The organism is Novipirellula aureliae (assembly GCF_007860185.1).
In the GTDB taxonomy this organism is placed as follows: domain Bacteria; phylum Planctomycetota; class Planctomycetia; order Pirellulales; family Pirellulaceae; genus Novipirellula_A; species Novipirellula_A aureliae.
Genome location: NZ_SJPY01000009.1, coordinates 147,061 through 173,299 on the forward strand (window position 1 = coordinate 147,061; position 26,239 = coordinate 173,299).

General features: G+C 54.8%; 16 protein-coding genes and 1 riboswitch. Of the genes, 5 read left to right on the top strand and 11 right to left on the bottom strand.

What is annotated here, in order from left to right:
* Positions 1 to 587: 587 nt before the first annotated feature.
* From Q31b_RS24360 to Q31b_RS24400, 9 genes are all read right to left on the bottom strand, one after another.
* On the bottom strand, positions 588 to 2,405 hold the full coding sequence (locus tag Q31b_RS24360) for a Kelch repeat-containing protein (protein WP_146602262.1): 1,818 nt from the start codon (positions 2,403 to 2,405) through the stop codon (positions 588 to 590).
* Positions 2,406 to 2,532: 127 nt separating this feature from the next.
* The gene (locus Q31b_RS24365; protein ID WP_146602263.1) at positions 2,533 to 6,768 is read right to left on the bottom strand and encodes a cobaltochelatase subunit CobN; all 4,236 of its coding nucleotides are present in this window, start codon (positions 6,766 to 6,768) and stop codon (positions 2,533 to 2,535) included.
* Between the two features lie 99 nt (positions 6,769 to 6,867).
* Positions 6,868 to 7,284, bottom strand: coding sequence for a DUF2149 domain-containing protein (locus Q31b_RS24370; RefSeq protein ID WP_197172256.1), 417 nt, complete (start codon positions 7,282 to 7,284; stop codon positions 6,868 to 6,870).
* Positions 7,277 to 7,957, bottom strand: a complete 681-nt coding sequence (locus tag Q31b_RS24375; RefSeq protein WP_146602264.1) for a MotA/TolQ/ExbB proton channel family protein — start codon at positions 7,955 to 7,957, stop codon at positions 7,277 to 7,279. Before Q31b_RS24375 ends, Q31b_RS24370 begins: the two co-directional genes overlap by 8 nt.
* Positions 7,958 to 8,322: 365 nt before the next feature.
* Positions 8,323 to 9,048, bottom strand: coding sequence for a hypothetical protein (locus Q31b_RS24380; protein WP_146602265.1), 726 nt, complete (start codon positions 9,046 to 9,048; stop codon positions 8,323 to 8,325).
* Positions 9,049 to 9,059: 11 nt separating this feature from the next.
* A complete protein-coding gene (locus tag Q31b_RS24385; RefSeq protein WP_146602266.1) occupies positions 9,060 to 9,560 on the bottom strand; it encodes a hypothetical protein in 501 nt (166 codons plus the stop codon).
* A gap of 2 nt (positions 9,561 to 9,562) precedes the next feature.
* Positions 9,563 to 10,579: a DUF1559 domain-containing protein gene (locus Q31b_RS24390; RefSeq protein WP_146602267.1), complete on the bottom strand. Its 1,017-nt coding sequence runs from the start codon at positions 10,577 to 10,579 to the stop codon at positions 9,563 to 9,565.
* Positions 10,580 to 10,967: 388 nt separating this feature from the next.
* A complete protein-coding gene (locus tag Q31b_RS24395) occupies positions 10,968 to 11,315 on the bottom strand; it encodes a hypothetical protein (protein WP_146602268.1) in 348 nt (115 codons plus the stop codon).
* Positions 11,316 to 11,317: 2 nt separating this feature from the next.
* A complete protein-coding gene (locus tag Q31b_RS24400; RefSeq protein ID WP_146602269.1) occupies positions 11,318 to 12,454 on the bottom strand; it encodes a DUF1559 domain-containing protein in 1,137 nt (378 codons plus the stop codon).
* A gap of 266 nt (positions 12,455 to 12,720) precedes the next feature.
* On the opposite strand from Q31b_RS24400, the gene mntR reads away from it, so the two are divergent.
* Together mntR and Q31b_RS24410 are read left to right on the top strand one after the other, a co-directional pair.
* Entirely contained in the window at positions 12,721 to 13,140 is a 420-nt protein-coding gene (gene mntR / locus Q31b_RS24405; protein ID WP_146602270.1) for a manganese-binding transcriptional regulator MntR, read from the top strand.
* Positions 13,141 to 13,159: 19 nt separating this feature from the next.
* Positions 13,160 to 13,395, top strand: a riboswitch (cobalamin riboswitch).
* 246 nt (positions 13,396 to 13,641) lie between these two features.
* On the top strand, positions 13,642 to 14,526 hold the full coding sequence (locus tag Q31b_RS24410; protein WP_231617822.1) for a DUF4465 domain-containing protein: 885 nt from the start codon (positions 13,642 to 13,644) through the stop codon (positions 14,524 to 14,526).
* Between the two features lie 89 nt (positions 14,527 to 14,615).
* Here Q31b_RS24410 and Q31b_RS24415 read toward each other — a convergent pair whose 3' ends face one another.
* Together Q31b_RS24415 and Q31b_RS29185 are read right to left on the bottom strand one after the other, a co-directional pair.
* On the bottom strand, positions 14,616 to 15,215 hold the full coding sequence (locus tag Q31b_RS24415) for an SAM-dependent methyltransferase (RefSeq protein WP_146602271.1): 600 nt from the start codon (positions 15,213 to 15,215) through the stop codon (positions 14,616 to 14,618).
* A 176-nt stretch (positions 15,216 to 15,391) separates the two neighbouring features.
* Positions 15,392 to 18,616 carry an ABC transporter permease gene (locus tag Q31b_RS29185; RefSeq protein ID WP_231617823.1) on the bottom strand — a complete coding sequence of 1,075 codons (3,225 nt, stop codon included), beginning with the start codon at positions 18,614 to 18,616 and terminating at the stop codon, positions 15,392 to 15,394.
* A 749-nt stretch (positions 18,617 to 19,365) separates the two neighbouring features.
* On the opposite strand from Q31b_RS29185, the gene Q31b_RS24425 reads away from it, so the two are divergent.
* The 3 genes from Q31b_RS24425 (at position 19,366) to Q31b_RS24435 (ending at position 26,211) form a co-directional block, all read left to right on the top strand.
* Positions 19,366 to 20,109 (top strand): ABC transporter ATP-binding protein, encoded by a 744-nt coding sequence (locus Q31b_RS24425; RefSeq protein WP_197172262.1) that lies wholly within the window; start codon positions 19,366 to 19,368, stop codon positions 20,107 to 20,109.
* Between the two features lie 81 nt (positions 20,110 to 20,190).
* Positions 20,191 to 23,013, top strand: a complete 2,823-nt coding sequence (locus Q31b_RS24430; protein WP_146602272.1) for an ABC transporter permease — start codon at positions 20,191 to 20,193, stop codon at positions 23,011 to 23,013.
* 300 nt (positions 23,014 to 23,313) lie between these two features.
* On the top strand, positions 23,314 to 26,211 hold the full coding sequence (locus tag Q31b_RS24435; RefSeq protein WP_146602273.1) for a VWA domain-containing protein: 2,898 nt from the start codon (positions 23,314 to 23,316) through the stop codon (positions 26,209 to 26,211).
* The last annotated feature ends 28 nt before the right edge of the window (positions 26,212 to 26,239 follow it).

Below are 26,239 nucleotides of genomic sequence, written 5' to 3' on the forward strand. Positions count from 1 at the left end.
GTAATCCGCTTCATCTTTGATGTTCTGATGATTTCTGTACGCGGGCTAGGCTTCCGCCCCGGGGGGCGAAAAATAGCTAGCCCGGAAGTCAAGTGGTTTGTCACAGCTTGATTTTAGGCATCAACCGAACACTGTATCGACGCAATCGCCAATCGTCTTCCTTTGCGTGCCACTATCTAAAACACAAGCGACAGGAAATCGAGCGTAATAGGCGTTGTGCCTATGGATTGCTTTTCTCACGCTCAATTTCCTGTCGCTTGTTTTTGTAGATAGCCCGTTGCGGAAGTTGTTTTATTTTTGAAACCCTTGTCATAATAGTGGCCGGGGCATCTTGCCTCAGTAAATCTTGTCCCCGTAAGCTGCGGCTAGAAGCATTTTGCAAAAAGCCGTAGGCTGCGGGTTTAGTGGCTGTGGCTTCCAGCCGCAGCGTTCTTCTCAACTGGGGCTGGAAGCCCCAGCCACGTCAAAAATCAAAATGCACTAGAAGCCACCGTCACGAAAAATGCTTGCCCTGATTCTTCGTGGTGCCAAAGCACTCGGCCACGTAAGAACCGCCGCAACGTAGAAAATCGGCTCTTCTAAGCATTCTACAAATCGATGCGTTCGATTACCGCGAACTTGCCGATCCCCATGTTCGCGCCTCCGACCACCAATAGTTGATCGTCCGAGATGGGAACCAAGCGATGAAAGAAGCGACCTGGATCGAGCTTTGCGATTGGATTCCACTTTGAAGCGTCATTGGAAAGCTGAAACACATTTCCGCTCATCGTCGTGGCGACCAAACGGCCACCGACTTGAAATGCGGCCGTTCCGAACCCGTCCATCGATTCGCCCGGCAAACTTGGCCCTTTGTTCCAGCGATCCTTTGCGGGATCATAGACGGCAACTTCGGTCGTTGTTTCATCGTTGGATTGCATGCCGCCGATGACATAGAGTTTTTCTTGGTGCGCGGCAACGCTGACCGCACGCCTTTGAAACGGCGGTGCGGCGAGCGGTTGCCAAATTCCGTTGGGGTTGGATAGATCCAGTTTCCAAGCCGTCTTGTGCCAAACGCTTTCGTCCGAATCGCCCTTCAATTGCCATCCGCCTACGACATAGACGGTATCACCGATGACAGCGGCGTCGAAGGAGGATCGTGGCTCGGGAAGCGGCGACAGATCGGTCCAAGTGTCCGTGGCCGGATCGTAGGCAGCGACTTTCGCTTGTGATTGTAGGTCGTGGTCTTCGTCTTCCTCATTCATTGCGGTAAAGCCGCCGAGCCGAATGATGCGTCCGTCGTGGGCAACCATGCCGAGACCTTGCAGTCGTGGGCCACCTGTTAACTGTTTCCACGTTGCGTTTTTCTCTTCCAAATCCAAGCACCAGAGCTGGTTCGATTGCTCGGCAGTCGAATAAGAATGGGCTGACCCGGTATGTCCGCCATACACGTAGACTTTTCCGTCTACAATCGCTGCTCCGAAACTGGTGAGTTCCACTGGCAGATCGGCTAGCCCGGATGAGCTGATCGTGGCGGACATCCATTCGCTTGATTTAGGTTCGTTCGATTCATTGTTGTAAAAGAAGGTTGAAGTCAGGTAGTCGGTGGTGCTGCTGTAGTCTTCATCCTCGTAAGTACCCGTTGCCTTGTCGTCTTGAATACCGACCATGACGACGTTCAAACCTGCTTGCAAAGCATTGGCAGCGAAGCGGACGCTGCCTGCGGCGTCGGTCGTCTGTTCTACACTCTCAGAGCTTTCGTCGCGAAACAGTTTTACATCGGTGTCTGCGAGCGGCTCTTTGCCTTTGAAGACATGCACTTCGATACCCTCATCGGTCGGGCGGATCGTGGTTTGAAGAGCCGACTCGCTACGTGGCTCCGTCGGCCAAGTCTTTGGATCGGATTGCGGCAAGTGCTCGACATGATATGTCAGTTTGGTGCCGTGGTACAAACCGTAGGTGGTCGTCCCGAAGATTTCGGCGTTCAATTCGATCGGGGCTTGGCTGCGGATGCCGACGAGTGAGTCCGAATCGACCGGTGAGGTTGCAACCGGCTTTTCGATGTTTTGTGACGACAGTTCAATCGACTGGATATTTTCGGGCATCGGGTAGGTTTGGTCATCGATCGACGTTCCGAACCACATCGTTGCATGCCCGTCATCATCCGTCGTCAAAAACGGGAAATGGGCATCGCAAGGCGCGCAGCAAAACGTTGCCGCTATTATTAGCAGGAGTGTGAAGCAGTCTTTTCGCATCTTTCGTTTCTCATTGTTTGAGGTTAAGAAGTTAGTGAAGTGGTTTCGTAGTCGCTTGGTCAATTCGATTCCTCCCGGTTGTAAGACCCGCTTGCCCATTCTTGCCAATAGCCAATAACCAAGCCTCTTCGATGCATCGAGTATTTCGCCAGGTAATAAGTTGGGTGATTCCATAGGAGTCAATTTGCTCTGTTAAAATGTTCGATCAATGAATTGCGGACTTGTCAGTGGTTGTGGCTTCCAGCGGCAGTACTGGGGCTAGGATCCCCCGACATATATTCTCTGCATGTCTCATGCCACGTTAGAATGACCGTCGACGTCCAAGAAAGCCGAACGTTGTCAATGACAAAATGCCCAGTGCTAGGCCGCACGCAAGCGGTAATGCATCCGTGCGGTTGATTGGTTGTCGGTCGGTTGGTGTTTCTTCGATGCGTTCTTCCATCGTCATGCCTTCGACCTCCGGCATTGGCTCGGCTGACTGAAGGACACTGGCTAACGACGCTTGGTAGTTGGTTTCGAGTTCTGCCGGCGCTTCACTGCCAGGTGCGATCAAGGCCGCGTTGATGAAGTCTTGTAGTTTCCCGTTGCCGCAAGTCTCATACGAACATCCTGCTCCAAACTCGCTGACCAATTCCGCGTGAACCGTGGCCAAGTTTTGCAGAATATCCTCAGGCGGCTGCCAGTATCCTTTGCGTGCCGTTTCTAGCATGATCGCGGTCATGTTTTGCAAAGCATACGGGTTCTTCTGTTCAAAATACTCTCGCATCCCGAGATCGTGCTTGTCTTCGATATAGACCTTGTAGGTCTCATCCCACATGTCTTCGCTGATCGATGCGGGCTGCATCACGTTCCACCCGTGCAAGTTTCGCACCGATTCGGTCAAGCTGGCGGCCGCCGATCCGCCTTCGCGTTGCATACCGGTGATGAATTTTGGATTCCACATCGTCGTTCTCGCTTCTTCGCGAATCGCTTCGACCGCGGTTGTGCTTTTGGCCCGGCCCCGGCGTCGCAAATCGTTGAACACCGCCGTCGGATCGTGACCCGTTTTGTTTCGAACGGCCATCGACATACCGCCCATGAACTCATAAACATGATCCAAACTGAGAGGCCCCCACGAATTAGAGGATCGGGGATGCACGACCAACTCTGTGCCTTTCATTTGTGATGCGAAAACCCCAGGTTTGTATGTTCCCCAAGTCGCTCCGTCGCGATAGATTCCGCCCATGTTTTGGATATAGCGATCGGCAATCTCTTTTTCGTCTTCCCATGTGTCGCCTTTCTCGACCAGCCCCATGATGTCGGTCCCATAACTTCGATTCTCGGCCGCACCAAAAATGCGAGCCGTCGCGTACAGACGAGCCTCCTTGGGCGACATGCCTTGTTCTTTTAATGCCGCTTCCGCTTCGTTTGATCCATCGCGAACATAGTTGGCGATCGACTCGTCCGGCAAACGGCTGACCCTGTTGACCGCTTTGTCGATCAGCGAAATACGACTGGCGGCGATATCACGAAACTGGCCCGACGTTTGTACCAGGACATCGATTCGCGGTCGCCCCAATTCTTCGGCGGGAATGATTTCGACGTCGAACACCCCGGATCGCGAATTTCGCATCGGGCGAACGCCCATCAAGTACAAGATCTGTGCCAGCGTGGTCCCCTTGCCTCGAATGAACTCGCCACCCCAGAGCGAGAACGCAACGCGGCGTGGCAGATGCCCCGTGCGAGCTTGATGCGAAGCGAGCAGTTCATCGGCCAGCCGGCAACCGACGGTCCAAGCTTCGTCGCTCGGGGCCATGTCGGCGTTGATGGCATACAAGTTCCGACCGGTTGGGACCGAGGCGGGATTGCCGATCGGGTCGCCGCCCGAAGAGGGTTCGATGTAGCCGCCACGAAGTGCGACGATGAATTGGTCGAGTTCCGCCGCCGGCGATTGTCGCAGCCCCTCCGCATCGTGGCGGATTGAATCGATCAGTTCTAAGAGTTGAATTTGAATCTTTGTATCGCTACCAGAAGCAATTCGCTGGGGTGCAATGTCGTTCCAAAACGAATCTTGCAAAATTGTATCGGTATCAAGTTCAGGTAGGTTTTCCGAAGCGTGCTTTGGTTTTTCAGCTTCAGACAACAGGGACGTTTCCGGTTTGCCGCCGTCCGCACGGGGGCGGCTATGTCCTGCTGGTGGCCCATACCCATGACTAGATGACGCCTGGGATGTGGCGGCTTTTTGCTCGATCGATTCACGAAGCTCCTTCAATCGCTGCGTACCAAACAGGGATTCCTCGTTTAGGGTATTTCGCAGCACTCCGCTGACCAATTGGGTTGTCAACTCACTACGGAATTCGATCACGTCAGGATAAGCGTGCAAGCCCAGTGCCTCCAGCATCACGTCAACTGCATCAGGTGCAATCATCTGCATCACAGTTGTTTCGACTTGTTCTTCCTCGTAAGGGCGTCCGATCACATGCAAACCATCGCCGATACTTTGGTCTTTCAATACGTGCAAATAGTTGTGAACTCGGTCGAGTTGTTCGTCAGAGAGAAGTTGGTCCGCATCGGATGCCTCATCAAAGCCAAGGTCGGATGCTAGGTTCAGTTTTGCGACCATGTTGCCGATCGAGCGACGTGTTTCCTCTTTCAACCCCGGTTCCACAGCCGCTTCCCAATCGTGAATCTTGTCGTGCAACATCGACAGATCGCCATACAGTTCGCTAGTGGCAAACGGCGTCGTCAAGTGCGACACGATCACGGCATTGGAGCGACGTTTGGCAATCACCGCTTCACCGATATTGTTAATCACATATGGATAGATATGTGGTACATCTCCGATCAGAATGTCGGGCCAACAATCGCGGCTTAGGGCTACCGATTTGCCATAGGTAAACTCGAGGGAGCCGTGCGTGCCGTAGTGAACGATCGCATCGGCATCGAAGCCGTAGCGTGCCCACAGGTATGCCCCCAGATAGAAATGGGGTGCGGCTTGGTCGGTTCCGTGGATCGACGCCACTTCGTCTTCATCCTTTCCGCCACCGCCGACAGTGGGCTGCGGCATGATGACGACGTTGCCTAGCTGTATACGACTGACGACCAAGTAGGACTGACCGTCTTGCTGTGTAACCATTTGTTTGCCGGGGATATTGCCCCAAAGATCGATCGTTTCTTGCTGCCGTTTTGGCGACAATGCTTGTGAGAACCACTCGGCGTACCGCTGGGCCGGGACGAACTCGGGCTGGCTTTCGGTCAAGAAGTTCTCGTAGGAACCGATCGCCCATTGACCGAGCGTCTTACCGCGTGTCTGGATCAACTGCTCTAGTTCCGCAGGCGAATCGGGAAGCTGGCCGCCGAAATCGTAGCCTTCGCGCTGCATCCGCTTGAGCGTGTTGTAGAGCGATGGGACGACTTCCAAATCGCCAGCGGAGAGGGCCGCTAAACCGGGTGCCTTGTAGTAGACGATCACGACTCGCTTGTCGGCATTTGCTTTTTTGCGTAGTTTGATCCAATTCAGTGCCAACGATACTCGCTTTTGCACTCGGTCATCGATCGGCGTCCGCACACGAATCTCTCGTTCGTTCGGATCGACGGATGAAATCACGAGCGGCTCGATCACACCATCGACTTCGGGTGTCGTGATCGATTGGCCCATGAACCCAGCACTCATGCCGCGAGGGTCGTCCATCCAAGTGGCTGAGTCGTCCATCAACGATAGGGCACTGACGCAGGGACAATCGAGCCGTTTGAATAGCCTAGGGAAAACGTTGCCGGACGCCATTCGCCCATGCGGGAACGTGATGACCAAGTCGGGCTGGGTCGCTTCGATCCGCTCGATCAACTCCTCATGTCCGAATAGTGGGTAAACGCGAACGCCAGAGTTTTCAAAGGAGCTGATCAGGCGGTCGATGTGGTCGCGGTTGAGCGTATCGGATGGGTCTAGGAACGGACCGGCCAGTGTGATGCGTGCTGCATCACTTGCGAACGGGCGACGTTGGTCTAAAAAGGTATCGTACTCCTCCAGTGATTCGTAGACGACATCGCCTAAATGAAAAAGGCCTTTTTGCGGTTTTTCGATGACCGGCTTGATCTCCACTTCGCGACCGCCGAACTCGCGTGCGACGTAGTGAAACATGTTGACGAGGTTCTCTTTGCCACCATGGCGTAGATACTCGTCGACGATTGATTTTTGTGTTTCGTCAAGCGACGTTTGTTCCCGTGATCGATCGTTGGTTGGCAGGATGACAAAAATTTCTGTACCCGATTGCCGTGCCGATTCAAACGCAGCAACTTGTTGATCGGTCAGATTTAAGCCCATTGCCCGGATGACCACAAGGTTGTAATGATCCAGAGGAATAGTGTCGAGTTGGTCGCGGTCGTAGCGATGGAGTGTGTAGGAGGTTTCATCGATGGCGTCGTGCCACGCCGCGTAGCCTGTATCGTCAAAATGGATGACGGCAACACGAAAAGCCCGAAGGTAGCGATGGTACGCCCAAAGCCCTGTGGTAAGGCAAAGCGAAAACAGGACGGCGGCAACGATGGATCGACGATACATGATGATTTGGTTGGAAGGGTGTTACGAATTGCGTGGCTGGGGCTGGGACCCATAGTGTTTTGCGTTGGATGCTGGGGCTAGAAGCCCCAGCCACGTTGGTCATTCCGCAGGCAACTCCGCCGGCGAATCACTGGGGACATAAACAACACGTCCATCGGGCAATCGGTATGCTTTGCCCAACAACTCGCCTTGACCGGACCCGACTTCGTTGTTCGCCTCGTAGTGCTTGATCTCTTGCCCCTCCTTGACAATGATCTGCATGTCTGATTTCCCAGGGTTGGTGATCACCGTGTAGTCCTTGCTACTGAGTAACGCAGGCATTTGTAGGTACGAAACCAACGCAACCATCAAGGCCACCGCAAACACCATCGCGACGTCGAACAAGTTGGCCATCGACGCTAAGGGGTCGATGGGTTCGGCATCATTCGCCGCAGCCATCTCATAACCAATATGCCGAGCAGGCCGCCGTACCTTACTGTTCCGAACGTGTGTCCCCAGCGGATGTGCACTAGACATGAGCGACCTCGCGATGATTCCGTTGTTGGTCTAATTCGTCGACCATCGTGTCGTCATCTGATGAGTCGTGATGCAAATCGATTTGGGCCAACCGATTCGCGGCGTAGGTAACCAGTACCGAATCGACTTGGCGCCATCCGCTGTGCACGCTTGCCAAAAAGCTAGCCAGTGTACCAATCAGCAACCCGACCACCGTGGTGGCGAAGGCGATCACCAAGTTACGGCTCATCGTCTGCAAATCGCCGGCCGCCAACCCCACCAATGCGGGGCCGAGCGGGATCAACGTGCCCATCAACCCTAGAGCGGGGCCAGTGCGAGCGAGTGTGCGAAGCGGATCGATTTGAGCGGACCAATGAATCTGACAATCTTGGACCACTTTTTCTGCTAGCACATCGTTGTCCGCGACTGACATTAGTTTGCTGACTGCCGCCGACACGCCGCTTTCGTCCCAAGTCGCCGAATCGGACAACACTTGGCGATCGGGCAGCTCCGACGCATCAAGCCGCATTGCGATTTCTCGCCGCAGCGAATCGAACCGCATCCGTTTTCGATATCGCCGCAGCGTCGCACCACTGCAGAGCAAAGTGCGGACGAGACACCACAGTAGCGCCAACATGACCGGGATCATTAAAGAGGTGGCAAGCAAATAAAAGATGTTCGTCAAGAGATTCATAGTGTGTCCTGTAATGTAAAAAGTGATTTGATTCTCGCGAGTGGCACAGGCTTCTAGCCTGTGATCTCCTCATCAAAAGTGGCACAGGCTTCTAGCCTGTGGTCTCCCCCCTCAACAGTGGCACAGGCTTCTAGCCTGTGATCTCCTCATCAAAAGCGGCATAGGCTTCTAGCCTGTGGTCTCCCCCCTCAACAGTGGCGCAGGCTTCTAGCCTGTGATCTACCCTTCAACAGGTTTCTCGTCGTGCCTCAAGGTCTCGTTTTAGGGTAGTGGACGAGGCAACGAGTCCTTTTGGACCGCTGTGCAATAAGGGACTCGTAACCTCGTCCACTACGACCACCCTAAATTTTGATCTGGTTGAAGCACTAGGCTGTGGTCTCCCCATCAACAGGCTGGAAGCCTGTTCCACTGAAGCGATGCCCCGCGACAATCGCGACGGCGACTGCAGGCATGGCGATAGCCAGTAGTCGAAGCGAGGTCCAATCGATGCCGACAATCGTCTCGGGCAACGGATCTTGCACCAGTGGCACAAACATGCTGATCAGCAAAACCGCTGAGCCTGCAAGTAGATGCACTGGAGATTGCAAGCGATTTGGAATTACCATCAGTATTGCCGACAACCCCAACAAACCGCTGGCGAAGGCAATGCCGACCATCCGCCCGACGGGTTCAGGCCGCGATTCCGTTGTCCCGGATAAAATGCCTTGCTCGATGAGCAACATCGTGACCAACAACAACGGCCCCGGCAGCGAACTGACGATACCGAGCAGTATTGAACGACGCTCACGACTCTTGGTTTTCCAAGCGTCGTTGTGGGCACCGATCGGATCGCCCATTTGCTGGGAAGCCACCATCGCAATGACCACGCACATCATTTGAATGATGCACATCAGTGTCAGTGTTTCAAAGTTGGTCAGCCTTTCCTTCAGGTCGATTATCGAATACGAGTCGGCGAGCGGATTGAGCAGGAATCCGGCTAATGCCAACAAGCCTGCCGCAACCGGGATCATGTACCATTGTCGCGATCGGACGAGCCCGATCGCGGAAAACAGTAACGCCGGAATGGCGAGGAGAATCGAAAGGGTTTGCATCCGTTCTCTCCTTAGCGAGCACGTGAATGAAGCTGGAAATCGTGGTGGTTTTCGTTCCCCGCCACGAGCTGGACGGTCAATTTCGTGTTCGCTCCGTAGGCGTCGGGAATCGCCACCACGGCCGCAGGCGTATTGCTTTGGTAGTGCGGCCGAGGACAGTTCGGACCTGAATTTAGCGAGGCTTCGACCATTTGCCGATCGAGCGGCTTGGGGCGAAACTCTACTTTTGCCTTGCCGATCGCTGGACCATTGGCTGGATCGATCGAGTAACGTCCGTTTTCAATGAACGCAAATGAGGTCACGGGACGATCCGTTTCACCGGCAGTGTCGAGACAATGAAAGACGATCGCGCCCGCCTCGAGCGGCTTGCCATCGATCCAAACTTCACCCGCAACGCCCACCCGTTCGAACGACTCGTCCGGTTCTGATCCACTACATCCTGACAAGCAAACGCTCGGGCCAGCGAGTATCAGCACGATGCACCACGAGCATAATGGTTGTGTACATTTCATCGTTACAAACCCTCCGTCACACGATGGTCCGCGATGGACCCGGAATCTCGCCAGAGTTCTAAATCGACCGACTCGGTGACAAAGCGAACACTGCCATCCCCCAACGTCACGTTCACTCCACCGCTATGATGACTTCGTGATGAAAACCATCCATAGGCAAGTTGAGTTACGTCGGCATAATCGGGATTCGGTGGTGTGTAGGTGCTAAAGGTTGTCGAATAAGCCTTGCCCGATATCCATGCATAGCCTCGATACCCGTACCACCCCCAAACGGGACCATTGGTGAGCGATTCCACATCAGGATTGGTCGCGGTGCCATGCCCTACCCATGCCACCGCATCATGTTCTTGGGCGGGTTTTGTCGTTGCGACGGTACCGTTTCCGAGCAATGTTTCGGCGAACACGACCGTATTGCTCGTGCCATCGAGGATGTCGCGAAACCGTCCTTCGGAACCGTAGTAAAATAGCCCATCGGTTTTGGAGCGTAGATCCCAGGCATCGTCACGTCCCGAGCCGGTGCAAGCCATGAAATTGCAGCCACGGTAGGCTTGGCCCGCTGCACCGTCGCAGTCAAACTCGGTGAATAAATCGTTTTGCGGATCACTCGGGCATCGGAACATCGGCACCAAAGTGCGAGCCGCTTCCTCGTTGTTCGGATGAATGGAAATTGGCCCGTGAGAACCGGTGTAGATCGGACTGCTGAAGTCGATCAAGTCTTGCAGGTTTTCCTGTTCGGCATAGGGCAGAATTTGTGCCTGGACCGAGAAAGCCGAATTCGATTCGAACCCAATTCCAGGAAAACGCTGGAAGGTCGAATGATAGTTATGCAGTGCCAGACCACATTGTTTCATATTGTTGCTGCAGCTCATCCGCCGGGCCGCTTCGCGAGCCGCTTGGACCGCTGGTAGCAGCAGTCCGACGAGCACACCGATGATCGCGATGACCACCAACAGTTCAACGAGAGTAAAACCCAATCTTGGGCGGCACGCAAAGCGCGCATTTCTAGCCAGTCGGTGCATGAGGGAATCTCCTGTTACAGATGCACACGTGAAGAAGGATCAATTCCCAATGGCGAATCATGCGATTGGGAGACAGATCGAGCGTGGCTGGCTAGAGAGCCCTGCGGCATGGCCGGCAAGGTTCGTTGGCTTGCTGCGTCGTCGAGACTAAATCGCTAATGCGAATCAGTCTCATTAAGTATTGCAAGAACTTTCGTTTAACGCAATGACGTATGTGAAAAAAAACAATGATTTCGTAAACCGTTTAAACAGGTAGAGTTATGGCAGTGGGTTTACGATCCATCATGCAGTCTGCTATGGCAGAGTACCAAAGGAAGCTCCACCGTTATGTTCCAGCTCAGCATCATCGTATTTCAAGTAACAGGTCCTGAAAGGCTTCTCGATGGTCCTATCGTTGCACTTGGTCGTCGAGCAATTTGCGACAATCCGCCATGGCGTCGCTCCATCGGTTGGCTTTGGCTCGTTCAATGATCGCCATCAATGCCAAGAATGACTCGTCCTTTTCGGTGGCATCAGCGCGAGACTGATTGAGCAGTTCTTCGACGCGCAATAGATCGGTTTCGTTGCGTCCATTGCAAACGCGGTACAAAGCGATCGTGATTTCATAGTCGTCTCTTTCGAGCATAACGGTCGGACGGTTCAACCAGCACGCGACGGCGAGGCCGATGCCAGCCAATGCCACCGCAGCGAAGATCGATGGTTTGAGATTTGATTCTGAATCGGTTGCTTTTCTCATGTTCAAAACTTCTCCCAATCGATGACTTCGTGTTCATCCATACTGGACAATTCCGCCCAAAGAAGTAGATCGACGAAGTTCGAAACAAACCGCACCGAACCGTCGCCCATGCAAATGTAGCCTCCGCCGGGATGTTCCGAGAACATTTGGCCGACGTGGTAGGTCGGAAAGTTGACCGGATGAATGATCGGCGAGCCGGTAATGTCGAGTTCGCCGCCCGACGGTCCAGCATGTACCAGTGTTAAAGTGGCTGCGGCATCGGGACCATTTTCAGGGCTGGAAAACCGTGGATGCGTCGATGCACCTGGGACAACACCGACCCAAGTCTTCTCGCTCAATGCTGAACTGTGTTCACCAAAGAAGATTGTATTGCTCGTTCCATCGAGCAGATCACGAAAGCGTGTTTTTGAATTGCGATAAAACGGGCCGTCCGCAATTCGCGACGCATCGCCATCGACCGGCACTATCTTGGTTTCCGACGTATAAATGTTAGTAAAGACTTCGCCGGTTGCAGCCGAACCGCATTCGCCCCAGCAACTTTCTTGACCGTGGCTGGCGACGTAGTGACTGCGGCCCAACCATACTTCTTTGCCGCCAAACCGCAGCGGATTACCAGCTTCGTCGAGGACTGCGAACGCGTCATCTCCTCCAGTGGTACTGGGGCATAAGAACATCGGAATCCTCGCGGAGATCGCTTGCGAGTTAACAGGTGCCCAGATCGGCTGATCGTAGTGCAGACTATCGGAAACGGCCGTGGCTTCGGCGAACGGCAGCAACCCTGCTGCCCATCCCCAACCGGGAGCGGCATCCCAAGTGACGGGGTCGATCATTGCCTGGGGCGGGGCGACGCCGTTGTTGGTCGCGAAGGATACGTAGCCCGACGGGAAACGATTGTAGGCCGAATGGTAATTGTGCGCGGCCAAACCAATCTGGCGAAGATTATTGCTGCACGACATCCGCCGAGCCGCCTCGCGAGCCGCCTGAACCGCAGGCAGCAGTAGCCCCACCAGCACCCCGATGATCGCGATCACCACCAGCAGTTCGACTAAGGTGAAACCGGACGGCTTTCCATTTGGATGCGAGTGGGACGATGGGCTTGGAGTGTTTTGATGGGTTCGAATAATCGATGGACAAAACATGGAAATGCCTCCGGTTCGGTAAATGGTTTTGTTGTTAGCCAATGCTAACTTTGAGGGTGCAGCAAGCGAGTCTTTGCCCAATGCTCTTACGTTAATGAGAGCGTAAACGAAGCCCTGCATCGCCTGCACGAAGTTAGTTAAGGCTAACTTAGTACAGGCTAAGTCTAGGTGGTTGGCTCGTTGTGTCAAGGGCTACGGCAAAATCGATTCTTTTGCTACAATGAGCTTTCGCATTTTGTTCGCACTTTTCCTATGTGGGTAATTCTTTGAAAGCCAAGCCTCCCCAACGAATTCGAGCGGATCACGCTAGCGAACTCGCGGAAGACTACGTCGAAGCGATTGCGGATGCGATTGCGGAAAAAGGGGTTTGCCGAGCCATCGATTTGGTAAAACAGTTCGCTGTCACCCATGCGACTGTGAACAACACGATTGCGCGGCTACAGCGCGACGGGTTGGTGGTGACGGAGACTTATCAGCCGATTGAACTGACGGAAGCCGGAAAGCGACTGGCGACCAAGTCACGAAAACGGCATCGGATTGTCGAATCGTTCCTGAGGAAGTTAGGTGTCAGTGAGTCAGCGGCGGCGGCGGATAGCGAAGGGATTGAGCATCATGTTAGCAGCGAAACGCTCGCTGCGATGAAACGAATCCTCGATCAGGGCTGGCCGTCTAATGGCTGCACTTGACAGCAATCGAATCGCGGGTAAATTTGCAACCGTCCATGGTGACTTGTTCGTATTTGATTCGAACAGGTGAACAGGGAACTCCGGTGAAATTCCGGGACGGTCCAGCCGCTGTGTACCACGCGCAAACTCTTAATTGAATTGCACCGGTCACCCGCTTCTTATGAAGAGCCATTGGTCGCGTTATCGCGATCGAGAAGGCTGTGGGTGACAGGAACCGTGGCAAGTCAGAAGACCTACCTTGGACAAGACGTTTTTGTGCCTTCTCGGATTGAGGCAAACGTTGCAATTCGTTGAGTCGGCGACGCTGAATATCGCGTTGGCTTCAAGGGATTGGATTGTTTCATTTCCTTTGTGAATTCCCGCGTCGATCGCGTTTCTCTTCAGCGTAAGAACCTTGGTGCCGTGCAGTCGCTAGTCGATCGATTCACGTTGGGCTGAAGGTTCGCGCAGGGAGAAAACCATTGGCGTCTGAGTTCGTTTGTTGACTGAGGTTTTCCTGTGATGTTTCGTTGTTTCATGTTGTTTGCACTGTTGGCAACCATCTTTAGTCAATCCGGTTCAAGTCGTTGTTGGGCCGCATTGGTGGTAGATTTCGAGAGTGTATCACTCGGTCCCGCGGGGGTCCTTAACGGTCCCGCCGCCGGGGGCGTCGAGGTTCCCGGACCCTATGGGGGGATGGAGACGGTGGGTGTGCTGGATGTAGATGGAGTTGGTTTTTCGAATCGCTACTACAATACTTACGGAAGTTGGAGTGGCTTTGCCATCTCCAATCGCACAGACACGACCACTGCGGGTTTCACGAATGAGTTTAGTTCGTTCGCCGGACAGGGGGCGGAGGGTTCGAGTCAATTTGCGATTGGTTTCGGATATCGCGACGACGTACCGACGAGCGTCGCAGAACTGATGTCCCTGCCGAGCATCTATTTGCCTGGTGACGCTCAGGTCCAATCGGTGTCGGTTACCAACACAACCTATGCGGCGCTCTCGATGCTCAACGGTGACGGGTTTGCTAAAAAATTTGGCGGATCATCCGGTAACGATCCCGATTATTTCAAATTGTCTGTTTTCGGGATTGATGAGAATCAACAGGTGCTTGCAAACCCCGTGGACATATTCTTGGCGGATTATCGTGGTTCGGACAATGCGAATGACGTTGTCTTGGATTCCTGGTCGCAGTTGGATTTGAGCTCGCTATCATCCGCTCGCAGTTTGCACTTTAATCTCGCCTCGTCCGACACGGGAACTTGGGGAATGAACACGCCTGGGTACTTTGCGATAGACAATTTGTCGATGACAACCGCTGTGCCAGAACCGAGCTGCGTGGCTGTTTGGATGGGGCTCGCTGCTGTCGGTTGGGGACGTCGTCGACGTCGTTCGATTGGCTAGTTGCCGAGTTTGACGATGAAGGGCACTGGCTTTTGTCTAATCCAACCAAGGACTGGATATCAACTGGTGCCGCGTTGTCAGCAACGGGTTCAAACGATGCGACTGGCCAGCAGTTGAACGACGGATCCGAGGCCGGTATGGTACCGTCCTTCGTTGACATGGCGTTCTAACTCGCAGCCATGCAGTAATTCCAAGCCGGCGAGTTCGTTTTGTAAATCCGCAAGCGACACGGTTAGATCTGGTGTTGGCGGCCCTCCCGTTCCACGCCCACATTGGTTGGGAGTGTATGCTTCAAGGACGAACATGCCACGGATGCGAAGCCCTGCTGACACTCGTGAATGCAACGAAGCGCGTACTGTTTCTGGTAGGTGGCAGAATATCGAAACGATAGCAGCCCATTGGTCTGGCTTGATTACGAAATCGCGCAGGTCGGCTTGGACCGTCTTAATGGAGACACCTTGGTCGCGTGCGAACGCTTGCGCCTTTGCGAGGCCCACTTCGCTTTGGTCCACAGCTGTTACATCGAAGCCGGCTTTCGCGAGATAGACCGCATTGCGACCTTCGCCCTCGGCAAGGGACAGAGCAGGACCGCGCGGCAATCGATCGATGACCGACACGAGAAACTCATTCGGCGCGGCACCATACGCGAAACCGTCGGCCGAGTAACGCTGGTTCCATTGACTTTCCATTTCAGAGACTCTTCAAGATTGACAAAGCGGATGAAGCTCCCATTCTGGTTGCTCGCGAGATCCTTCACAAGCTCTGTTGATTTCCGAGGATCATATTGGCACGTCCGCAGATTTCGCTAAACGTCGTGACGGATACAAACGCGATGCGAATCTTGGAAGCGGGCGTGCCGATCACTTTACTGCACGCTTCGGCCGGCTTGCAGCAACTCCAACGGTTCGGCGCGGCCGATCTTGATCGCGGGCCAGATTCCGGCCAATAGGCAGAGCGTGAGCGTGAGCGTGAACCCGAAAGCTAAATGTCTCCAGGGAATTAGAAACGTGGGTGGACCTGCAAACCAACCGCCGAACTTGGCCATGCCGACACCGCACCAACCAGCGATCAATCCAAAGCTCAAACTAAGTACACACGCGGCCACAGCAATCAGGATCGTTTCGGCGATCACTAGGCGGACGAGTTGACTTCGTGTCACTCCAATCGATCGCATCACGCCGAGTTCCCATGTTCGTGAGCGAACGGAGGCAATGATCGTATTGACCACGGCCAAGGACATCACGACTAAGGTGATCAGAGGCAGATAACTCATCCCCCAGATCATATCGTCTGCACGTATCTTGATCGCTTTCTTGACATCCTCGGTTGCCGTCATGCGAGCAAAGGGACGATAGGCATTTACTTCGCCCACGCCATCAGCGGTGAACGTCTTGCCCGCGTGTCTTTCAGCGATCGACTGAAAAGCGGCTTCGATGTGGGCTAGGCTTCCAGCCTGGGGATTCGTTGGGTTCACAGGCTGGAAGCCTGTGCCACGGAAATTAAGCCAGAAAAACTCGGTGTGCGGCAATGCGAAGTCCGTGCGCACATCCTTGCGGCTTGCGAACAGGAGGGTCCCTGTTCGAACGAAGTGGCGGCGAACTCCCGAGAACTTCGTTACCCATTGCCAACCCGGAAGCGATACTACCGCTGCAATTCGGTATGTCACCCGTTGGTCTCCGGCCGCTGGTGGAATGAACGTCACCGAGTCGCCGACGCCCAACCCGGTGGCCATTGAAAAATCTTCCGCGATCACGCAGGCATCGCCATCGGAAAGTGACTTGATTGCCGTTTCGCGATCTCCTGCGACAAACGTCACCGGCAACATCGGGGATTTACCACCAAATGCTTGAACCGGATCGATCCCGCAAACGATCCCATTGTCTCCACCCATCTTGAGTCTTTCGGGTGGTCCTGCATCACCCCAGTCAAACTTTGCTTGCTCAATTGCCAGAGCCATCACTTGATCCGGATTCACTCCGTCCACTTGGCGAATCCGTTGCTCGTCATCTTTTTCCAGCCCGATCGGATGAAACGCGACGAGCGCATCCGGCAGCCAGTCGCCGGGCGTGAACGGCACCAACATGGAATAGCCCCAAATCTGAGTCGAAGTGTACAAGCCCAGGCCAACCGATAGTGCCAACGTTGCACCAACGCTTCGCCAAAGATTGCTCGACAATTGGGTCTTGATCATACGTTGGTCCAATCGCAACAGGCCGGTCACAACAGGAGCAAACGCGCGTTCGCAAATCATCACGATCATGGGAGCCAGCATGAGGATTCCAAGCAATAGCATTGGATAGGTGACGAAAGAATAGCACCATTTTCGCCACGCATCCGACATGGGTAACAAAAACACGATGGCGGGAGTGGAGGCGACCAACAGCAGTCCGACCAACGCGTAACGCAGCCTTCCAGCCTGTGATTTGCCATCGTAGCACAGGCTTCCAGCCTGTGATCTAGAACCGTAGCACAGGCTTCCAGCCTGTGATCTAGATTCGTCGTACAGGCTTCCAGCCTGTGATTTGGAACCGTGGCACAGGCTTCCAGCCTGTGATTTGGAACCGTGGCACAGGCTTCCAGCCTGTGATCTAGATTCGTCGTACAGGCTTCCAGCCTGTGATTTGGATTCATTCACAGGCTGGAAGCCTGTGCCACTTGTCATTGCCTCGAGTGGCTGGATGCGCATCGCGCGCCACGCGGGCAAGACTGCCGCTCCGATTGCCCCGACGAAAACAGTCAGGCCGGTAAGTGCCACGCAGCCCCAACCAAGCACTGCACCGGAGACGAATAGACTGGGTAGCAATTGGCTGCCCAAGAGTACCAAGAACCAGCCCGCAGCGAGACCACCGAGCCAGCCGACCGACGCCAACAGCAAGCTCTCGATCGCAATGATGCCTGCAATTTGTGTGCGCGTCAGTGCGATCGCGCGCAGCATCGCGAACTCGCGTGCCCGCTCGCTGACGCCCATGCTGAGCGTTGAAAAGATGATGAAAATTGCCGCGAGCGACGCCATGCCGGTTGCCGCCCAGGCTTGCGATTGTTGGCTGGAAACGCTACCGCTCGCTTCCAAACCGCTGCGGACGGCGGAGAAGTCAACGAGTTGAAGGGGCGGGTGGTTCGCGGCCAATTTGTCTTGCCAGACATTGCGGAATTGTTCGATCGTTACCGTGTCACGAATGGCAATTTGTAGTGTTTGCGGTTTCGTGGGATAGCCGTTGATGATCGCGGCGACCGAGGGTCGGACGTAGATAGCGCTCGTCGCGATCCCTTGAGTGAAACCGCTTGGAAGCCCGATGCTTGGTGTTGTGGGAGCGCTGGGCTTCCCGCCTGGCGCTTTCCGCTTTTCCCCAGACTGGGGGCTTGGGCCGCGGCCTCGCCCACTTGGTCGCAGCGATGGGGCTTCCGGAGCCTGCTCAACGATGCCAATGACTCTCAATTGCACTTGATTGCCAAACGTTGTCACACGCAACTCGTCGCCGACGGACAACTTCATTTCCTTGGCGACATCTTCGCCAACGACGGCCTCAAACGCACTCTCGTGGCTTCGCCCTTTAGCCTGGGTGCTGGGGGTCTCAGGCTGGAAGCCTAGGCTACGGTTCGTGTCGCTTAACCATTGTCCAGCAATCAAGGTAGTAGGTTCTTCCGTCGCTGGGGTGCTAACCATCGTCGGGCCTATCGGAGGTGCTCCGTTGACCGGGGGGCGATCACCGATGAGCAACCCCAATGATGATTCCGATTCGTCTCCGTCAGAAGATCCTCCAACCCGTGCTGCTGAAACTCGCGAATTGCTAATTGGATTCACCTCCAACACACCCGCGTCCTGCTCAAGCGTTGCAATCAGTGATTCGTCAATCGTTGGCGTTGGTGAACCCGGCGGTCCGCTCGCTTTGGGGATCACCAATGCATCATAGCGGCCGAGGTACTTGCCCGCGTTCTCATCGAATTGTGATACCAGCGCATCATAGCCGCTAACGACCCAAACGACCGCACACGTGGACGCGATAATCCCGAGCGTCGTAATGATGGCCCGTCCCGGATGAAGTCGCGTTTGAGAAATAACCAGTTTTGCTAGTAGGCGAAGGTTTGTCATGGAAACTCAAGAAAAAGGTGGCACAGGCTTCCAGCCTGTGATTTGGATTCATTCACAGGCTGGAAGCCTGTGCCACTGTGAATGAATGAAAATCACAGGTTGGAAGCCTGTGACACTGTGAACGAATGAAAATCGCAGTCTGGAAGACTGTGACACTGTGAACGAATGAAAATCACAGGCTGGAAGCCTGTGCCACTGTGAACGAATGAAAATCGCAGTCTGGAAGACTGTGACACTGTGAACGAATGAAAATCACAGGCTGGAAGCCTGTGCCACTGTGAACGAATGAAAATCACAGGCTGGAAGCCTGTGCCACTGTGAATGAATGAAAATCGTAGTCTGGAAGCCTGTGACACTGTGAACGAATGAAAATCACAGGCTGGAAGCCTGTGCCACTGTGAACGAATGAAAATTACAGGCTGGAAGCCTGTGCCACAAAATCACAGGCTGGAAGCCTGTGCCACGATGAATGGACTTCGGCACGACGTATGCAACAAGTGCGCCAATGTTTGTCGACTGTCATTTCGTTCAATAATCTCGGTCCTGATCGTCTGAGCAAAGCAAAAACCGGCGAAGTTTCCGCCATGGTTGGCGGTTTGCCCGCCGTGTCTTGTCCAGGCCATCATGAGCAACTAACTTGTGTTTACCTCGCGGGCGAAATCCCGCGGTGCGTTGTTCACATCAACGCGGCTTCATGTGTGCGTTGTGAATGGAGTATGGTTATTACACCCGCATAGGAACCTCAACCTTTGAACTCACCCGCATTTGCACCTCCATTGGTGGCCCAGCACGTTGTCAAGCGTTACCAACAGGGGACGAATTCAATCATCGCACTCGATCGTGTCTGTTTGACCGTGCAGCCGGGCGAGTTCGTTGCAATCATGGGCGCGTCGGGATCTGGCAAAAGCACGCTGCTACATGCGATCGCTGGATTGATCGACATCGACGCGGGCAGCGTGGCGATCGCGGGCCAAGATCTGTCGCAGCTCTCGGATACCGCATTGACAAAATTCCGCCGCCAGAATCTTGGGATCGTATTTCAAGCGTACAATTTGATTCCAAGTCTTACGGCAGAAGACAACATACGCTTGCCCGCACGGGCGAACAAACAACTCGATGCGGACGTGGACGAACTGCTCATGCGACTCGGCATGTCGGATCGACGAAGCCACAAACCGGGAGCACTTTCGGGCGGCGAACAACAGCGCATTGCGATCGCTCGCGCGCTGGTCTGCAACCCTGCCATCGTGTTGGCGGACGAGCCGACCGGAAGTCTCGATTCCGTTACGGGAACGGAGATTTGCAAACTGCTTCGCGCTTTGGTTGATGAGCAACACCGTTCGATCGTGATGGTCACTCATGAACCGCGCGTCGCGATGTGGGCTGATCGGATTTGCGTTTTGAAAGACGGCGAAAACTTAGCGGAATTTGAAACCGATGGCAGACGCGATCTTCAAACCGTGGCAAGCCAATATCAAGAAGTGCTTGTGTAACCGCGTGGGCAAGGCCTCGTGATTTCAGACCCATTCGCGGCCCGACGGGAACGCGGTTCAACGACGTTGATGGAACTTCCAATGATTATCCACTTAGTCATCGCTTTTTTGCGTGAACGTAGATCGCGAACCCTTTTGACGATCCTCGCAACTGCCGCGGCAGTCAGTATGGTGATCTGGGTCACGAGCAGTTACGAAGCGTTGCACAAAACGTATGACGAATACGCGAATCTCGCGCTTGGTCGATACGAACTTGCCATCGCCCCGATCAGCGGCGAGCCGACCGACTTTGTACCGTCCGAAGCGATCGCTCCGCTGCGCAACGATCCTGCGGTAAAAGCGGTCGACCCGATGTGGGCAGGCCGAATCCCCGTGTTGGAACTGAATGATTTACCGCTTCCGAGCGACCAACCAGCCCGTGGCGGCTCCGGTTCGGGTTCGCACAGCCCACTGCCATCGCTGTTGTTCATCGCCACCGAGGCACCGGAACCGCCGTTCGAGATGGCGGAGGGAAACTGGATTGTTGCCGACGACTCAAATGAGGAAACTCCGAGCATTGTCGTTCGCGCCGACGTCGCAAATCAACGCGGAATCTCGATCGACGATCACTTGACGTTGGAACTACCGCATCCGAACCAAGCGGGCGAAACGTCCATCGTTGTGCGAGTCGACGGAATGGTCAACGCACCAACGTTACCGGGTGCGGGTGGTGTCGGTATCCCGGTGTTGTCGCCAAGTTCCGGCGAAGCATTCATCTCGATTCCGCTGGCCGAACGGATCACCGGCGAACCGTTTCAAATCAGTTTGCTTGGCGTCAAGGTCGACCCGCATGCCGACATCACGCAATTTCGCTTCCGTTGGGCTCCTCGATTGAGTGACCATGCGGTTCCTTTGCAGTTTCAACAAGCGTTCGAGATCGAAGAGGCTCTCGACCAAGCGTCGGCAGCTCAGAATGTGCGCATGCAATCGTATGCTGCAACCGGCGTCGCGATGTTAGTCGCAATGCTCGTTATCTACTGTTCGCTAAGCATGGGGGTGACTGAACGGATTCGACAATACGCGATCTTGCGGGCGGTCGTGCTAACTCGCGGACAGGTCGGATTGCTAATTTTGATTGAAGGTCTTGTGCTGGGTGGCACGGGGCTTGTCGCTGGGGTTGCCTTGGGTTGGAGTTTGCTGAAAGTGGCCGAAAGTTTGTTCGGCGACCTGCTGTACCACGGTGTGGCGGTCGGCACGAGCAGTTTCGCGTTGGCCACGATCGCAGCGATTGGTGGCGCGATGTTGGCATCGCTCGTACCTGCCTATCAAGCCACCCGCGTGAAGCCGATTGACGCGATGACCAGTGGCATGGGCTTCCAGCATATGGTATCTAGAACCCAGGCGGGAAACATGTGTCACGATCAAATCCCGCCATTCATGATTCCGACCGTCATCATCGGCCTGGTGCTGCTTGCGGTCGGTCCGCTGATCGCGTTCGTGATTCCACCTAGCGAAGACAGGATAGGGTTGGCGATGGCGGCAAGCTTCGCCTGCATCACGATAGGATTCGTTGTTCTCACCCCGTCGATCGTCGTCTTCGTTGACCGTTTGCTTGGTCCCTTGCTTGCTCATGTTTTTGATGTCGAACCGAAGTTGTTGGCTAGTCAAGTGACGAGTAACATTTGGCGCTCTGTTGGTGCATCGGTTTCGATGGCCTTCGGTCTGGGGCTTTTCGTCGGCATCCAAGTCTGGGGATTCACCATGCTGGAATCGTTCGTTCCTGGCGATTGGACGCCGGATGCGATGGTCCTCATGAAGCCAGGATTACCGCCCGATCAGGTATCGAGCATCACCGAGCTTTCGGATGTCGATGCCTCGCGATGCCTGCCGCTGGTCGTCGAGCAACCGCGATTGGTCGACGACATCATGGGGAGTGCCGATCGGCCATCCGTGATTCGGCAGGACAACGTCATCATCGTTGGCATTGATCCCGCAGGGGCGTTTGCGGGCGAGCGGCCGCTGCTGGAATTGGAGTGGGTCGCTGGCACGCCAGAGGAAGCTGTAAAGCGAATGCAGCAAGGTCATGCGTGTGTTGTTCCGGATCATTTTCTGGTAGAATCAGGATTGAAGTTGGGAGAGACCATCGCCGTCGATCCACCTCGAAACGCAGGAGAAACGGTTGAATACACGATTGTGGGCGCCGTGAAGTTACCGGGCTGGCATTGGCAAACGAAGTTGACGGGACTGCGTCCGCGAACTCATCGTGCCGCCGCGTTGGTGTTTGCCGACTACGATTCCGTCGCCGCCGATTTTGACTTGCGTGTTGCCTCTCACGTTTGGTTTTCCTACCAGGGCGATTCGGCGGATGTGGAAGCAATCGAATCGTCGATCACTGGATTCATTCAGGCGAATCAGGTTAGCGAAACCGATTCCGACGAAGTGAGTGCGAAGGTCGTTTCGATTGAAAGTATCCGTGATCGACTTCTGGGCGGTGCGAAGCGATGGTTATGGATGATCAGCGTCCTACCGCTGGTGACGCTATTGATCGCGTGCATCGGGGTCTTGAACGTGATCGTTGCATCGGTTCAAGTTCGACGATGGGAGTTTGGCGTGTTACGATCGATTGGGTTCACCAGCAGTGAGCTTGCACGAGCGATTTTGGTCGAGGGTTTGATGATCGCCTTGGTCGCAGGTGTACTGAGCGTTGGATTCGGCATTCTGACCGGGTGGTGTGGAGCCGAGTTGGCACAGTATGTGAGTTTTTTTGGCGGCCTTCACCCACCGCTTGTGATTCCATGGTTGCCGATCGTCGGCGGAGTGATTTTGGTCGGTCTATTAGGCATTCTGACAGCCGCTTGGCCCGCCCTAGCGATACGCCGCGCGAGGCCGATGAGCCTACTGCAATCGGGAGGAGATTTTGTGTAAGAAGTGGCCTAGGCTTCCAGCCAGGGTACACTAAGTGCATCCAACCGTGGCCTAGGCTTCCAGCCTGGGGACACTGAGTGCATCGCCCCGTGGCCTAGGCTTCCAGCCTGGGTACATTGAGTGCATCGCCCCGTGGCCTAGGCTTCCAGCCTGGGAGATCAACTCACTGTCCCCAGGCTGGAAGCCTAGGCCACGGAGGCAACCCACCCCAGGCTGGAAGCCTAGGCCACGGAGGCAACCCACCCCAGGCTGGAAGCCTAGGCCACGGAGGCAACCCAATTCCATGAAAAATTTTACGACATGCAACTTACCTTTGAACATCCCAACTATCTTTGGTTTCTATTACTTGTTCCTTTGATTGCAACGTGGGGATTTCAACGCATGCAGTCCCTTGGCCGGGGACGCTGCGTTCTTGCGATTCTGACTCGTTCGATCGTCATCACTGCAATCGTGTCGGCGATCGCTGGAATCCAAATTCAAAGGATGACCGATCGCATTACCGTCATGTACGTGATCGATCAATCCGACAGCATCGATCCTGCCTATCGCAGTCAACTGTACGATTATGCTCGGCAAAACGCGATTGAAAACCGAGACGTTGGTCGTGAAGACCTTGCCGGAGTCATCTTGTTTGGTGCGGATGCTGCTATCGAACTCCCGCCGTTGGATGATGGCTTGCCGTTTCGGTCGGCACTCCGCCGAGTTGGTTTGCGGACGGACGCGACCAACTTGGAAGACGCGCTGCGGCTCGCTGCGTCGTCGATGCCCAGCGATACCCGGCGGCGAATCGTCGTGTTCAGCGATGGCAACCAGACACGGGGCCAGGTGGAGCGAATTGCCGCAAACTTGGTAGCGTCCAGGATCGGGATTGATTTCGTTACGGTGCCACCCGAATCGGGGACGGACGTGATCCTCCAACGGCTCGACGTCCCCTCGGTCATTCGTGACGGACAACCGATTGAGACACGCGTTTTGATCGAACAACTCGGATCCAAAGCGTCAAGCGATCCGGTCAAAGGTCGGTTGCGAATGACACGCAACGCCGGTGGCGATGAGGAGCTGTTGCTTGAAGAACCGATCGAGTTGAAACCAGGAAGCAATGTGTTCCCGATTCGCCACACCATCGACCGGCCTGGGGCGTACACCTACACGGCTGAGTTTATCGCTAGCGACCCGACCAGCGACACTCGCAACCAGAACAATCGCACGACCGCGTTTGTAAACGTCGTTGGTAAAGGGCGCGTGTTAATGATCACGCCGGCAAGGCAAGTGAATCAGTGGGAATCGATCGCCAATCTATTGCGAGACGAAGCAATCGAAGTCACGGTACAGGCGTCCGATTCGATGTTCGGCACGCTCGCGGAACTACAAGCATACTCCGCCGTCATTCTTGCCGACCTGCCGCGTGCCAGTGACGATCCGAGTCGTTCGATAGCGTTCGTCAGCGATCAGCAGATCGCAATGCTGGTTCGCAACACACAACAACTCGGCGCGGGTCTGTTGATGATCGGTGGCCCCGACTCGTTTGGTGCGGGGGGATGGACGGGAACCGAAATCGAACGGGCGATGCCGGTCGATTTTGAGATCAAGAACTCGAAAGTCGCCGCCGTAGGCGCGTTGGCCTTAGTGATCGATAGTTCGGGGTCGATGGATGGTGAGAAGATGATGTTGTGCAAGGCGGCGGCACGAGCAGCGGTGCAGTCGCTCGGGGCTCGAGATTACATTGGCATCACCGCGTTCGATTCCGAAGCACACCCGATCGTTCCGATGCAAACCGTTGCTGATCGCACGCACCTGTTTCCTCTAATTGGTCGGATTGCAACGGGCGGAGGGACGAATATGTTTCCCGCCATGCAACAAGCCGTGGTGAGTTTGGTTCGCAATGATGCGGCGGTGAAGCATATGATTTTGCTGACCGACGGCAGGACAATGTCGGCCAATTTCGACGATTTGGTTGCCAAGGCAACGCAGGCCAATATTACCATCACGTCTGTCGCAATTGGCGCCGATGCGGATGTCGAATTGATGCGACGAATTGCAACGGGCGGCAATGGAAAACTTTATCACGTTCATTCACCACGAGCGATTCCACAAATTGTGATGCGAGAAACACGACGCGTTTCACGCCCGCTGATCTTTGAAAGTCAGCAAGGGGTTGAGCCCACGATCGCCTTCCCCCACGCAACCCTTTCAGGCATCGACGCGGTGCCGCCGGTGCATGGCTTCGTCATGACCACGATCAAAGACAGTCCATTGGCACAGTCGTTGATCGTCGCCCCTGGACCGATGCAAACGGATCATCCCCTACTAGCAGCTTGGCAATTCGGATTAGGGCGATCAGCTGTTTGGACCACCGACACCGGCCAGCGATGGGCGACCGATTGGAACGCTTGGCCGGGGAAAGCAAAACTGATTTCGCAATTGGTGCGTTGGCTGATGCGTCCTACCGGCGACACAGGCGACTTCACGCTCCATACTCGAATTGAAGACGGGAAAGTCCAGATCGTTGTGAATGCGATCAACCAAGACGGTGATTATCTCGATTTTTTAGAACCATCGGCGTCTGTTCTCGATCCTAAGTTGAATCCCGTCCCGGTGGCACTGAACCAAACCGCTCCAGGGCGATACGTTGGTTCATTTCCCACGGACCAAGCGGGCGTCTATTTTATTCAAGTCACACCAGGGGCTGCCCAGGCGCCGTTGACCGCAGGCGTCACGGTAACCGCTGATGACGAGTATCGTAGCCGGACAATCAATGAACCGCTGATCCGCCGTCTTACGATGAACCAAAGCGACGCGGAAATCGTCCCACTGGTCGATGCATCAACCGATAAGCCGATTTCAATCAACCCCTTTCGCAGAGGCCTCCCCGCGATCCAAACGATCCGCGACAATTGGCCGACGATGGTGGTCCTGGGGTGCTGCGTCTTCTTCGCCGATTGTCTGGTGCGACGGATTGCCTTTCAATTCAACTGGATCAACCGGTTCTGGACACCCTTCAACCGACAGCCACCTGAAACCGACCGGATCCAACGACTCGACGCGCTGCAGCACGCCAAACGCGAAGCAACTACCGAGCGATCGACGAAGGGTTTCGTAACGCAATTCAACGAAGAAGAAGTGGAAGTGGAAGAAGAAGCCGAGCTGACCTATAGCGAACGACTCTTGCAAGCGAAACGACGTGCTCGTTCTCAGTAGCACGGGCATTCCCTTCACGCACGTTTTC